Origin of the sequence: Mesorhizobium sp. KR9-304 (assembly GCF_040049215.1) — a bacterium.
Lineage (GTDB): Bacteria > Pseudomonadota > Alphaproteobacteria > Rhizobiales > Rhizobiaceae > Mesorhizobium_K.
This window is the reverse complement of the sequence record NZ_JBDZDN010000001.1, coordinates 1,209,823-1,222,393: the sequence shown is the minus strand read 5'-3', so window position 1 is coordinate 1,222,393 and position 12,571 is coordinate 1,209,823. Positions and strand designations below refer to the sequence as shown.

Genomic DNA, 12,571 nt, shown 5'->3' with positions numbered 1-12,571 from the left:
GCCATGAGCGAGACAAACGCCGCAGCCGACGAACCCTTCTTCCAGGCCCTGCTCACGCCGCACCGTTCGCTTGGCCGCAAAGGCTTCGCCATGCTGATGGGCGCGCTGCTGTTCGGCTGGCTGGCCACCGGCGCCATCTTCCTCAGCCAGGGCGCATGGCCGGTGTTCGGTTTCCTCGGGCTCGACGTGCTGCTGGTCTATGTCTGCTTCAAGTTGAACTATCGCGCCGCCCGTGCGCGCGAGGAAGTTTCGGTCTCGCGCACCAGCCTCGACATCAGGAAGATCGCGCCTTCCGGCCGTTCGGAGGCGCACCGCTTCAATCCGTTCTGGGCGAAATTCGCGATAGCCCGCCATGACGAGATCGGCATTGTCAGCATGGCGGTCGAGGGGCAGGGGCGTTCGGTGCCGATCGGCGGCTTCCTCAACCCCGACGACCGCGAGAGCTTCGCTGCCGCATTCTCTCGCGCGCTGGCGACGGCAAAATCCCGCTGACGGCGGGAACTAAATTCGAGTCTGCAGGAAACGGGTGGAGAACGCGTCCTCGAAGCCCGATATTCGCGTTCAAGGAGACATTGCCATGAACGCCCTTATGCCTATGAATGCCCGCATGCCGATATCCCCGGTCCTCCAGCACGACATCACGCCCGAAGGAAGCGACTACGAGGCTGTCCGCCGCGTCATCGAGAAGATCAGCCTCGATTATCGCGACCAGCCTTCGCTGGAAGAACTCGCGGGCGACGTCGGCCTGTCGCCGACCGCCCTGCAGAAGCTCTTCACGCGCTGGGCGGGGCTGTCGCCGAAGGCCTTCCTGCAGGCCGTCACGCTGGACCACGCGCGAAGACTGCTCGACGGCGGCATGCCGCTGCTCGAAGCCTCCTTCGAGGTCGGCATGTCGGGCCCCGGCCGCCTGCACGACCTCTTCGTTACGCATGAGGCGATGTCGCCCGGCGACTACAAGACACGCGGCGAAGGCCTGGTCATCCGCTACGGCTATCACATCTCGCCTTTCGGCGTTGCTCTGATCATGGTCACCGACCGGGGGCTGGCCGGCCTCTCCTTCAACGATCCGGGCGGCGAGCGCGAAGCCTTCGCCGACATGTCGGGCCGCTGGCCGAACGCGACCTATGTCGAGGACATGGCCGCCACCCAGCCCTATGCGGCGCGCATCTTCGATCCCGGCCGCTGGCGGCCCGACCAGCCGCTGCGCGTCGTGCTCATCGGCACGGACTTCCAGGTCCGCGTCTGGCAGGCGCTGCTCAAGATCCCGATGGGCAAGGCGCGCAGCTACTCTTCGATCGCCGCCGAGATCGGCGCGCCGTCGGCGTCGCGCGCCGTGGGTGCGGCGGTCGGCGCCAATCCGGTATCCTTCGTCGTGCCGTGCCATCGCGCGCTCGGCAAATCCGGTGCGCTCACCGGCTATCACTGGGGATTGACCCGCAAACGGGCGATCCTGGGCTGGGAGGCCGGGCAAGCGTCGGCCTGACCTGCCCCACTTGGGACCACCCGGGCCCGACGAAAATTGATTTCGGTTCCATCGCCGATACGCTAGCCTCCCGCAAAAAACCGGGAGGCCTTTTCTTGATCACCGTCGTCGGCTCCATCAATCTCGACCTCATTGCCACCGTCGACCGGCTGCCTGCGCCCGGCGAGACAGTGCGCAGCAGCAATTTCCGCACCGCGCCCGGCGGCAAGGGCGCCAACCAGGCGCTTGCGGCGGCGCGCGCCGGCAGCGAGGTGCGCATGATCGGCGCGGTGGGCAAGGACGGCTTCGCCACGGAGGCGCTTGCCTGTCTCAAGGAGGGCAAGGTGCAACTGTCGGGCGTCCGCGAAGCGGCCGCCGCCACCGGCATCGCGCTCATCTTCGTCGACGGCGAGGGCGAGAACGTCATCGTCGTGGTGCCCGGCGCAAACGACACGGTGCTCGCCGGCGATCTTGCCAAGGCGCGTTTCGCCAAAGGCGAGGTCGTGCTCCTGCAGCACGAAATCCCGCTCGCCACCGTCGAGGCCTCGCTTGCGGCCACCGCCCAGGCCGAAGCGGTGAGCGTGCTCAACACCGCGCCCTTCCGTGCCGAGGCGGCCAAGCTGCTGCCTATGGCAGACTATGTTGTCAGCAACGAATCCGAGTTCGACCTCTACACGGAGGCGCTGAAGCTTTCGGGGCGAGACCGGGCAGCGCGCATGCGCGCCTTTGCCGAGAACACCGGCCGCACCATAATCGTCACCCTCGGCAGCGAGGGAGTCGTCGCCGCCTCGCCTCAAGGCGAATTCGCCGTGCCGGCTCTCAAGATCACGCCGGTCGACACGGTCGGCGCCGGCGACACGTTTTGCGGCTATTTCGGCGCGGGCCTCGCCGCCGGACTGCCGCTCGAAATGGCGCTGGCCCGCGCAGCCGCGGCAGGCTCGCTCGCCTGCCTCAAACCCGGCGCGCAGCCGGCGATCCCGCACGCCAGGGAGGTTGACGAGGCTTTAGCCAAGGCGTGAAGCAGGCGGCCTCTGGACAGAGGCGTTTCGCAATGCATCATGCGACCTCCCTTGTCGGAGGAGAAGAATGTCGCTCGAACTTTATGCCGCCTATCTCGCCGCCTGCATCGTCATCATCATGGTGCCCGGGCCGACCGTCACGCTGATCATCGCATCCAGCATGCGCCACGGCGCCCGCGCCGGGCTTGCCAATGTCGCCGGCACGCAGGCGGGCATCGCTTTGATGATCGCCATCGCCGGCATCGGGCTCACCACGATCATCGAGGCGATGGGCCACTGGTTCGAGCTGCTGAGGCTGCTCGGTGCGGCCTATCTCATCTGGATGGGATGGCAGATGCTGCGCTCCAGCGGCCGGCTTGCGCCCGGCGAGGCGCCCGCCCGCCCGCGCGGCGGCTTCTTCCTGCAGGGCTTCCTCGTCGCCGTCAGCAACCCGAAGACGCTGATCTTCTTCGGCGCCTTCTTCCCGCAATTCATCGACCCCGCCGGAAACTATGCGCTGCAGATCGCGGTCATGGGCGCGACGGCGCTCGTCTTTGCAGCCATGTCGGATTCGGCCTATGCGCTGGTCGCCGGCCGCGCCGGCAACATGCTCTCGGCGAACCGCGTCCGGCTTCTGTCTCGCATCAGCGGCGGCTTCCTTATCGGCGGCGGCGTCTGGCTCGCCTTCTCGCGGGCGAAGTAGGCGTGGCGTACCGCATCGCGGCCTGCCTGCTGGCGGCCTGTCTCGCATCGGCCCCTGTCGCCGCGCAGGCCGAATGGAAGCCGGTCGAGAAGATCGAGCCCTATTCCATCACCGGAAAAACCGGGCCCGAACTCTACGCGTCGATCGGCGAGCACGGACCAAAGGCCGGCATCGGCCGGGCGATCGCCTTTACCAACTTCAAGCTGACATGGTCGCGCGACTACCGGCCGCAGACCGACGGCGCCTGCACGCTCGTCTCGGCGCGGCCAAAACTCATCATCAGCTATCATCTGCCGAAGCCGTCCGAAAAGCTGCCGGCACCGATCGCCGCCAACTGGCAGACCTTCATCGACGGGGTGCGCCGGCACGAGCGCGTGCATGGCGAGATGATCGTCGCCATGGTCAGGGAGATCGAGGCGTTCACCGTCGGCCTGTCCGTGCCGGGCGACCCGAACTGCAAGAAAATCAGGGCGCGGATGACGGAACGCCTCGCACAGATTTCGCAGACGCAGCGTCAGAAAAGCCGCGACTTCGACCGCGTCGAACTCAGCGAAGGCGGCGCCGTGCACCAGCTCATCCTCAATCTGGTGAATGGCGGATAGGGCGCGTCGTCTCCTAGATGTGGCCGCTACAGCCGCCCGATCCGTTCGACCAGAAGCCCGAAAAGGCCCTCATGGTCGACGTCGCGCATATAGGTGACGTTTTTCGGCCGGTCGCAGACGCCCCACCAGTCGGCGACCGTCATGCCCATCGTCAGTTCCGAGGCAATCTCGACCGTTACGTTGATGTGGCGGCCGGAGAACAATTCGGGCTTCAGCAGGTAGGCGATGACGCAGGGGTCGTGCAGCGGCCCGCCGTCGGTCCCGTATTTGTTCTCGTCGAAACGCTCGAAGAATTCGAGCATCTCGGCGGTGGCGACGCCGGGTCTAGTGCCGAGCTTGCGGAAGGCCTCGACGCGTTTCGACGTGGTCAGCGCCTTGTGCGTGCAATCGAGCGGTATCATCACGGTCGGGATGCCGGCCCGGAGCACGACATCCGCCGCGTGCGGGTCGACATGGATGTTGAACTCGGCAGCGGGCGTGACGTTGCCGCCTTCGAAGAAGCCGCCGCCCATCAGCACGATCTCGCGGATGCGCGGCACAATTTTCGGCTCGCGCTCCAGCGCCAGCGCGATGTTGGTGAGCGGTCCCAGCGCGCAGAGCGTGACCGAACCACTCTCTTCGCGCATCAGCGTTTCCAGAATGAAGTCGACGGCGTGCTGTGCCTGCAGCGCCATCTCGGGTTCCGGCAGTTCAGGTCCGTTGAGGCCTGTCTTGCCGTGTACGTTCTCGGCGGTGACGAGGCTGCGCACCATCGGATGGGTTGCACCAGCGAACACCTTGACCTCTGGCCGGCCGGCGAGTTCGCAGATCTTGCGGGCGTTCTTCTCAGTCAGCGTCAGCGGCACGTTGCCGGCGACCGCGGTGATGCCGAGCACCTCCAGTTCCGGGCTCGCAAGCGCCACAAGTATGGCGACCGCATCGTCCTGACCGGGGTCGGTGTCTATGACTATCTTCCTGCTTTCGGGCATTTCATTTCCTTGGGCGATGCGGCTTGCCGCAACTCTTGAACTCGACGGCGGGGCGGACCATATCAGCACCAGCGGGAAAAATGCCATTCGGGTTTTTCCCCTTTATGTCGCTCGCAGAGGACGCTGTTACATGAGCCGTATGACGCCGTTTTCGAGCCCGCATCTGCTTGGGTTCGACGCCATGGAAAAGACGCTGGAGCGTCTGGCGAAAACCGGCGATTCCTATCCGCCCTACAACATCGAGCGACTTCGCGGCGCCGACGGCACGGGGCAAAGCCTGCGCATCACGCTCGCCGTGGCCGGCTTCGCTGAGGACGACCTCGAAGTCACCACCGAGGAGAACCAGCTCGTGGTGCGGGGCCGCCAGACCGACGAGACGGAACGTGAATATCTACACCGCGGCATTGCCGCCCGGCAGTTTCAGCGCTGTTTCGTGCTTGCCGACGGCATGCGGGTGACCGCAGCCGAACTCAGGAACGGTCTGCTGGCGATCGATCTCGACCGGCCCGAACCGGAAAGGCTGGTACGGAAAATAAACATTTCGGTGAAAGACTGATCCAGGTCTTGCTCCGAATCCGCACCGGCGACGAATCGGAACTTTTGGCTCTAAGGCGGATTGGTCCGTTGGGACGCTCCGCAATCAGGAGGCTTGCATGACTAGACACGACGAAACCCGCTTCACCGAGGCCGACCTCGCCCATCTCGGCGAAGGAACGGTCGCGTATCTGCGCGAGATGGGCGGCGAGGAGTTGAACGGAAAGTTCCCGGGCCTCCCCGAGATCGCGCCCGGCACAAAGCTCTGGGCCCTGTTTGCGGCAAACGGCCAGCCGATCCTGATTTCCGATGCGCGCGAGCGCGCCATCGCAGGAGCGTTTGAGAACGACCTCACTCCGGTCAGCATCCACTGATTCCGTCGGCATCCGCTGAATTCAAGGAAAAGGGCGGCTAAGGCCGCCCTTTTCGACGACTGGAAGCCGCTATGCTGTCAGGCCGCCTTGGAGCCTTGAGTGTCGGACAGCAGCGCGTGGATGGCCGTGGCGTCCCGGGTCCCGCGCACCTTGGCGACCGTCTCGCCGTCGCGCAGCACGCGGGCGATTCTCGACAGCGCCTTCAGGTGATCGGCGCCAGCCCCTTCCGGCGCAAGCAGCAGGAACACCAGGTCGACCGGCTCGTCGTCCAGCGCCTCGAAATCGACCGGCGTGTCGAGCCTCGCGAAGACGCCGGTGATGCGTTTCACGCCGGCGAGCTTGCCATGCGGGATGGCGATGCCGTTGCCGACCCCGGTTGAGCCCAACCGCTCGCGCTGCAGGATGGTGTCGAAGATCTCACGCTCCTGAATGCCGGTGATCGACGCGGCGCGCTCGGCGAGCAGCTGCAGCAGCTGCTTCTTCGAATTGGCCTTTAGTCCTGGCATGATTGCCGGCACATCGACGAGATCGCTGAGATCCATTCCAATAAATCCTTGTGCTTCGCCGCTATCCGCCGCCACCTTCCTTGGTGCGGGCCGGGCGATGCTGGTTGTCTCTAGGCAGTCATGGCTGTGGACGGGTCGATCCAGCCGATATTGCCGTCGGCTCGGCGGTAGACGATGTTGACCTGCTCGTTGCCGGCGTTCCGGAACACGAAGACAGGGCTGTCCTTGACGTCGAGTTCGACGATGGCGCGGGCAACCGACATCGTCTTGAGAGAGAGGGTTGATTCCGCGACGACGGCCGGCGCGTAGTCCTCCGACACCTCCTCGTCTTCCTCCCCTTCCGCCACCGCGGGTGCCATGACGCGGTAGGCGATGTCCTCGTCGCGGCCATTGGCGGCGTTGTCATAGGAGCGCAGCTTGCGCTTGTAGCGGCGCATTCTGGTTTCGATGCGGTCCGAGGCGGCTTCGAAAGCGGCTTGCGGATCGTAGGCGTGGCCGGTTGCCTGAAGCCCCATGCCGGTGTCAAGGAAGATGACGCAGTCGGCGGAGAACCTAGGCCCCGATTTCTCGACGGTCACGTGTCCGGAAAACCCGCCGCCGAAGTACTTCTCGATCGTTTCGCCAATCCGGCCCTCGATGCGAGACCGGAACGCGTCGCCGATCTCCATATGTTTTCCCGATATCCGCAGGCTCATCTTCTTATTGACCTTCCCTGTTCAGACTCTGGATGTCCTGGAGTTTATACCCGTGGGCGATGGGCACAAGCTTCGCAGCGGCCTCAGGGCCGATTTCTGGTCCGAACTTTCCGGTTGATCACAAGCCGTCTCCAGACGGTACCTAAACGGGCGGGTCGGCGGCCCGTTCCATGCGGGCGGGCTTCTAGTCACTTCGCCCAGGAATGTCAATGAAGCTGCCCGAAGTCGCTATTCCGGACGGCACTCACCGTCCGGCCGTTACCCTTGCCCGCTTCTCGCGGCGGCGCTGCACCGAAGAGGGAATACTCATGCTTTCCCGGTACTTGGCCACGGTCCGCCGGGCGATGTCGACGCCGCTTTCCCGCAGCATATCCACAATCGCGTCGTCGGAGAGCACGTCCGCCGGCTTCTCCGCATCGATCATCTCGCGGATGCGGTCGCGCACGGATTCCGATGAATGCGCCTCGCCGCCGCCGGCGGCTGCGATCGAGGCGGTGAAGAAGTAGCGCAGTTCGAACACGCCGCGCGGCGTCAGCATGTATTTGTTGGCAGTCACGCGGCTCACCGTCGACTCGTGCATGCCGATGGCGTCCGCCACCGTGCGCAAATTGAGCGGCCGCAGGTGACGCACGCCATGCGCAAGGAACGCGTCCTGCTGGCGCACGATCTCGGAGGCGACCTTGAGGATGGTTTTCGCGCGCTGGTCCAGGCTTCGCGTCAGCCAGTTGGCGTTCTGCAGGCATTCCGAGAGGAAGTCCTTCTCGACCTGGTCCTTGGCGAGGCCGGCGACCTGCGCGAAATAGATATGATCGACCAGAACCCTCGGCAGGGTTTCGGGATTGAGCTCCACCGCCCAGCTGCCGTCGCCCGCCGCCCGCACCTCCACGTCGGCGACGATCGCATCGGTATTGCCGCCGACGAAACGCGTAGCCGGACGCGGATCGAGCGCGCGTATTTCCGCCAGCATGTCGAGGAGATCGTCTTCGTCGACGCCGCAGATGCGCTTCAGCGACGCAAAGTCGCGGCGCGCCAGGAGATCGAGATTGCCGAGCAGCGCCCGCATCGCCGGATCGAGGCGGTCGCGCTGGCCAAGCTGCAGCGCCAGGCACTCGGCGAGATCGGTTGCGAAAAGCCCGATGGGCTCGAAGGTCTGGCAGACCGAAAGGGCCGCCGCGACGCGGTCCGGAGTCGCGCCGAGCCGGGCGGCGATTTCGGCGACGTCAGCCCGCATGTAGCCGGCTTCGTCCAAGTTTTCCGCCAGCTCGCGCGCGATGCGCCGCGCCTCGGGATCGGGAAAGGCGAAGGCGATCTGCTCGCTGACGTGATCGCGCAAGGTGACGGCCGCCGCCGCCATGTCGTCCATGTCGAAACCGTCCGTCGACCCGCTGCCGCCGGTGCCCCCGCCTGCCGACTTCCACTGCGCCGTCAGGTCGGGGCCGAGCCGTTCCGAGGTGCCGGGATCGTCGGGAAATATGTTCTCCAGCGTGGTGTCGAGCTTGTCGGAGATCGCCTCGGACGTCCAGGCTCGCTCGTTCTCGAACCAGTCACCCCCGGACGCCTCTTCCGCAAGCCCTTCCTGCTTCTGCAACTGGTCGGCCGCCGCGTCGTCTCGCGGCTCGGCGCGATCGAGCAGGGGATTGCGCTCGATCTCCTCGTCGACGAAACGTTCGAGCTCGATATGGGTGAGCTGCAGCAGCTTGATGGACTGCATCAGCTGTGGCGTCATCACAAGCGTCTGCGACTGCCTCAGCTGAAGTTTGGCGGTCAGTCCCATATGCGAACCCGTTGCTCCCGCGTACTCGCACGCTTGCCCAGCCCGGTGCGGATATTGCCAGCCATAGAAAGTGGCCCGGCTTTTGCTTGTCAAGGATTAAGAGCTAGCAGACCGGCCTTACCGGAGCGTTTAGACGCGGCTTTGGGGATAAAACCGGTGCCCGCAGCGTGTTTTTCGCGTCCCAACGGCGTTGGCGCGGCAAGTGGCGATCAGAGCGTGAAGCCTTCGCCGAGATAGAGCCGGCGCACGTCCGGGTTGGCGACGATCTCGTCCGCCTGGCCATGCGTGAGCACTTCGCCGGCATGGATGATATAGGCACGGTCGATGAGGCCGAGCGTCTCGCGCACATTGTGGTCGGTGATGAGCACGCCGATCCCGCGCGCCGTGAGATGCCGCACCAGCAGCTGGATGTCGGCGACTGCGATCGGGTCGATGCCCGCGAAGGGCTCGTCGAGGAGCATGTAGTTGGGCCGGCTGGCGAGCGCCCGTGCAATCTCGAGGCGCCGCCGCTCGCCGCCGGACAGCGATAGCGACGCGGCCTTCCTGAGATGCGCGATGTGAAACTCGTCGAGCAGCGCGTCGAGGTCGTATTCCCGCTGCTTTCGGCTCTTTTCCACGACCTCAAGCACGGCGCGGATGTTCTGTTCGACGGTCAGGCCGCGAAAGATCGAGGATTCCTGCGGCAGATAGCCGATGCCGAGCCTGGCGCGGCGGTACATCGGCATCGAGGTGACGTCGAATCCGTCTATCTCGATCGTGCCATGGTCCACGGGCACCAGCCCGGTCACCATGTAGAAGCACGTGGTCTTGCCGGCGCCGTTAGGCCCGAGCAGGCCGACCGCCTCGCCGGCTCGAACGCCCAGCGAGACGCCGTTCACAACGCGCCGGCTCTTGTAGCTCTTGGTCAGTCCCTTGGCGATCAAGGTGCCCTTGAAGGCAGCGATCTCGCTGCGCTTCACCGCGGGCGCGGCCAATTGGCGCCGTCCGAGCAGGCGCGACAGAAGCGAGGGTTTTGCGGCCATTACTGCCTGGACGAAGGATCGAGCTTCATCTGCACGCGCCCGCTGCCGCTCCCCTTGGAACAGCCGTCGACCTGGGCACGGCCGGACTTCATCTGGACGGTCAGCTTGCAGCCGCGCAGCACGTTGTTGCCTTCCGACAGGACAACTTCGCTGCCCGAAAGCACCAGCACCTCGGTCTTCATGTCGAAGACGCCCCTGTCGCCGGTGGCGACCTGCTTGTCCGACTTGACATAGACCTTGCCGTCCACCTCAAGCCGCTCGATGTTCGATGAACCGGTCGCCGCCGAACCGCCGTCCTTTGCATAAAAGACGGTCATGGTCCCGGACTTCAGTATGGTCGGTCCCTGGGTGACGCTGACATTGCCAGTGAAGACCGCGACGTTCTCGGCCTCTCTGACTTCGAGCTTGTCGCTTTCGATCTCGATCGGCTCGTTGCCGTTCAGGCGCAGCCCGGTTAGGCGGCTTTCGGCGTCGGTCTGGGCGAGCGCCGCGCCGCAGGCCAGAGCAAGCGCGAACGCCGTCGCCGCCAGAGATTCAATTCGACGCATTCATGTCTCCCCTGGCTGCTTGCGCGGCCTTCATCTGGACAGGGTCGATGTACACCCGCACATGCGTCTCGAAAATCACCCGCTTGCCGTTTTCGAGCACCGCCATGGAGTCCGCGGTAATCCTCGACCCATGCGACTGGATATCGATGGGCGTGGTGCTTTTCAAGCTGCCGTTGGCGATGTCGAGAAAGGCGGATTTCAACTTGGCGACCATGCCGTCGGTCGTGGTAACCAGTATGTCGGTCGATACGTCGAGCGTGTTGGCCGCGCGGTCGTAGACGCCGCTCGTGGCTTCGACCCTCGCCCAATTCTCCGCTTCGACCGGCATCTTGGCGTCGATGCCGTCGAGGCTGATGATGTCCTGCTTGTCGAAATCCTGCGTCGCGCGGGCAGCGCTCACCGAATAGGGCCGTCCGTCCTTGGTGAAACCTTCGAGCTTCGGGCTGTCCATCACCAGCTTGCCTTCGGTGAAGGCCGAGCCTTCCGTCTGGACGGTCACGGACGCCGGCGTCGAGAGGTAGGAATAGCCGATGAAACCGACCGACATGACGACCGCCAGCAACGGCAGCATGATCTTCAGTCTGTGAACCCTGCGCGAATGCCGCTCGGCCTGGCTGAAAGCCTCGGCGCGCGAATTCCCCGCGTCTCCCGCTGCCGAAATGGCAAAGTCCGCGTGAGTGCCGGTCGATTCGGTTGATCGCGCCAACGCGCTCGCCTTCCGTTGCCAAGTGCTGGAATATCCGGCGGCTTAGGCCGGATTATCCCAACAAATCCTAAACCCGTGTGAGCTTGAACGCTCTTCGAAGCGGCCAGCCAAGTTTGTCGCCCCGCGCGAGGCCTGATGCCGCAAATGACGTCATCACGAAATCTTACACGATCGCGATTTGCACCCTAATATGGTTATTTTGGGAAGTTTGACCAGCCCGGCTTGGCGCAGCCTGGATCGACGCTCATCCGGCCCACTTGCTGGCGGGCGAGAAAACCAGGTGGCGGCGGTCGCGAGCTTGTTCTAAGACGCTTCGATTTTCGCGGGCACAGGAGAGTTTCATGGCCATGCGCGCCGACGACCTGATCGACCGACGGCGCCTGCGGCGCAAGCTCACATTCTGGCGTGTCGCCGCACTCGCCATCGCGGCCATATGCCTGGCCTCGGCAGCCGCCTGGATGCTGCGGGAGGATTTCGGCGCCGCCGCCGCCGATCACATCGCCAAGGTCCGCATCGAGGGCACAATCACCGAAGACGAGGAACTGCTCGAGCGGCTGGAAACGATTCGCGAGTCGCGTTCCGTCAAGGGCGTGATCCTGTCGATCGATTCGCCTGGCGGAACGACGGCCGGCGGCGAGGCGATTTTCGACCAGGTCCGCAAGCTCGCCGCGGACAAGCCGGTCGTCGCCCAGGTGGGAACGCTGGCGGCCTCGGCCGGTTACATGATCGCCACCGCCTCGGACCATATAGTCGCGCGCAAGTCGTCGATCGTCGGCTCGATCGGCGTGCTGGTTCAGTTCCCCGACGTCACCGGCCTGATGGACAAGATCGGGGTGAAGCTGGAGGAGGTGAAGTCGTCGCCGCTGAAGGCGGAGCCTTCGCCCTTCAACCCGACCACCGACGAGGAGCGGGCGATGGTCCGCTCGATGATCCTCGACAGCTACGACTGGTTCGTCGGCCTCGTCGCCGAGCGCCGCCCGCTGACCAGGAGCGAGGCCACCGCACTTGCCGACGGTTCGATCTTCACCGGCCGCCAGGCGCTGCAGAAAAAACTGGTCGACGAACTCGGCGGCGAGAGCGAGGCGATCGGCTGGCTTTCCACCAAGGGCGTGGACGGCAAGCTGGAGGTCATCGAGTGGAAGGCGAAGAGCGACAGCTGGTTCCTGTCCTCCGAGGCGCTGGCAGGAGCGGCCGCGCGGCTCATGGGCCTGCCCGATCATGGCGCAGGCCTGCTCAAGGAACTTGGCGGCGAGCGCTTGTTCCTTGACGGTCTCCTGTCGGTCTGGCAACCTGAAAATGCCGTGTGGGGCGACTGAAAAAGACAACAAAATCATCCGCATATTCTGGCAGAGTGATATTGGCGGGGACCGCACTCATGATAAAATCCGAACTCGTGCAGCTTATCGCGTCACGCAATCCGCATCTGTTTTTGAGGGACGTGGAGAACATCGTCAGCGCTATTTTCGAGGAAATCACCGACGCGCTTGCCGACGGAAACCGCGTCGAACTCAGGGGTTTCGGCGCGTTTTCCGTAAAGAATCGGCCAGCGCGCACCGGCCGCAACCCGAGAACGGGCGAATCGGTCGAAGTGGAGGAGAAATGGGTGCCGTTCTTCAAGACCGGCAAGGAGTTGCGTGAAAGGCTGAACGGCGGCAAATAGTCCGCTCGGCAGAACCCCG

Annotated in this window: 16 protein-coding genes; 9 read left to right on the top strand and 7 right to left on the bottom strand. The window is 64.6% G+C overall.

Translation table 11 applies throughout. The features are described 5' to 3' along the window. Nucleotides 1-3: 3 nt before the first annotated feature. The 5 genes from ABLE71_RS05805 to ABLE71_RS05785 all read left to right on the top strand — a co-directional run bounded on the left by ABLE71_RS05805 (nt 4) and on the right by ABLE71_RS05785 (nt 3,765). Nucleotides 4-492 (top strand): DUF2244 domain-containing protein, encoded by a 489-nt coding sequence (locus ABLE71_RS05805; protein WP_348782405.1) that lies wholly within the window; start codon nt 4-6, stop codon nt 490-492. 103 nt (nt 493-595) lie between these two features. Beyond that, the gene (locus ABLE71_RS05800) at nt 596-1,483 is read left to right on the top strand and encodes a bifunctional helix-turn-helix domain-containing protein/methylated-DNA--[protein]-cysteine S-methyltransferase (RefSeq protein WP_348783669.1); all 888 of its coding nucleotides are present in this window, start codon (nt 596-598) and stop codon (nt 1,481-1,483) included. Nucleotides 1,484-1,578: 95 nt separating this feature from the next. After that, the gene (locus ABLE71_RS05795) at nt 1,579-2,481 is read left to right on the top strand and encodes a ribokinase (protein ID WP_348782404.1); all 903 of its coding nucleotides are present in this window, start codon (nt 1,579-1,581) and stop codon (nt 2,479-2,481) included. Nucleotides 2,482-2,548: 67 nt separating this feature from the next. Next, the gene (locus ABLE71_RS05790; RefSeq protein WP_348782403.1) at nt 2,549-3,163 is read left to right on the top strand and encodes a LysE family translocator; all 615 of its coding nucleotides are present in this window, start codon (nt 2,549-2,551) and stop codon (nt 3,161-3,163) included. Between the two features lie 2 nt (nt 3,164-3,165). Then, nucleotides 3,166-3,765 carry a DUF922 domain-containing protein gene (locus ABLE71_RS05785; protein WP_348782402.1) on the top strand — a complete coding sequence of 200 codons (600 nt, stop codon included), beginning with the start codon at nt 3,166-3,168 and terminating at the stop codon, nt 3,763-3,765. 26 nt (nt 3,766-3,791) lie between these two features. Here the strand turns inward: ABLE71_RS05785 and ABLE71_RS05780 are convergent, their stop codons facing one another. Beyond that, a complete protein-coding gene (locus tag ABLE71_RS05780; RefSeq protein ID WP_348782401.1) occupies nt 3,792-4,733 on the bottom strand; it encodes a nucleoside hydrolase in 942 nt (313 codons plus the stop codon). Nucleotides 4,734-4,863: 130 nt separating this feature from the next. On the opposite strand from ABLE71_RS05780, the gene ABLE71_RS05775 reads away from it, so the two are divergent. After that, nucleotides 4,864-5,289 (top strand): Hsp20 family protein, encoded by a 426-nt coding sequence (locus ABLE71_RS05775; RefSeq protein ID WP_348782400.1) that lies wholly within the window; start codon nt 4,864-4,866, stop codon nt 5,287-5,289. A gap of 97 nt (nt 5,290-5,386) precedes the next feature. Beyond that, a complete protein-coding gene (locus ABLE71_RS05770; RefSeq protein WP_348782399.1) occupies nt 5,387-5,641 on the top strand; it encodes a DUF1150 family protein in 255 nt (84 codons plus the stop codon). Between the two features lie 77 nt (nt 5,642-5,718). On the opposite strand, the gene ptsN is transcribed toward ABLE71_RS05770, so the two are convergent. From ptsN to lptC, 6 genes are all read right to left on the bottom strand, one after another. Then, nucleotides 5,719-6,183, bottom strand: coding sequence for a PTS IIA-like nitrogen regulatory protein PtsN (gene ptsN / locus ABLE71_RS05765; RefSeq protein ID WP_348782398.1), 465 nt, complete (start codon nt 6,181-6,183; stop codon nt 5,719-5,721). 74 nt (nt 6,184-6,257) lie between these two features. Beyond that, entirely contained in the window at nt 6,258-6,842 is a 585-nt protein-coding gene (raiA, locus tag ABLE71_RS05760; RefSeq protein ID WP_348782397.1) for a ribosome-associated translation inhibitor RaiA, read from the bottom strand. Nucleotides 6,843-7,086: 244 nt separating this feature from the next. Further along, entirely contained in the window at nt 7,087-8,616 is a 1,530-nt protein-coding gene (rpoN, locus tag ABLE71_RS05755; protein ID WP_348782396.1) for an RNA polymerase factor sigma-54, read from the bottom strand. Nucleotides 8,617-8,825: 209 nt separating this feature from the next. Next, complete coding sequence (gene lptB / locus ABLE71_RS05750; RefSeq protein ID WP_348782395.1) at nt 8,826-9,638, bottom strand: LPS export ABC transporter ATP-binding protein; 813 nt, start codon at nt 9,636-9,638, stop codon at nt 8,826-8,828. Continuing rightward, nucleotides 9,638-10,186 (bottom strand): LptA/OstA family protein, encoded by a 549-nt coding sequence (locus ABLE71_RS05745; RefSeq protein ID WP_348782394.1) that lies wholly within the window; start codon nt 10,184-10,186, stop codon nt 9,638-9,640. The genes lptB and ABLE71_RS05745 overlap by 1 nt, the downstream gene beginning before the upstream one ends. Then, entirely contained in the window at nt 10,173-10,892 is a 720-nt protein-coding gene (gene lptC / locus ABLE71_RS05740) for an LPS export ABC transporter periplasmic protein LptC (protein ID WP_348782393.1), read from the bottom strand. Before lptC ends, ABLE71_RS05745 begins: the two co-directional genes overlap by 14 nt. A 341-nt stretch (nt 10,893-11,233) precedes the next feature. Here lptC and sppA point away from each other — a divergent pair, with 341 nt between their 5' ends. Together sppA and ABLE71_RS05730 are read left to right on the top strand one after the other, a co-directional pair. Next, nucleotides 11,234-12,208 carry a signal peptide peptidase SppA gene (sppA, locus tag ABLE71_RS05735; RefSeq protein ID WP_348782392.1) on the top strand — a complete coding sequence of 325 codons (975 nt, stop codon included), beginning with the start codon at nt 11,234-11,236 and terminating at the stop codon, nt 12,206-12,208. 59 nt (nt 12,209-12,267) lie between these two features. Further along, nucleotides 12,268-12,552, top strand: a complete 285-nt coding sequence (locus ABLE71_RS05730; RefSeq protein ID WP_348782391.1) for an integration host factor subunit beta — start codon at nt 12,268-12,270, stop codon at nt 12,550-12,552. Nucleotides 12,553-12,571 lie beyond the last annotated feature (19 nt).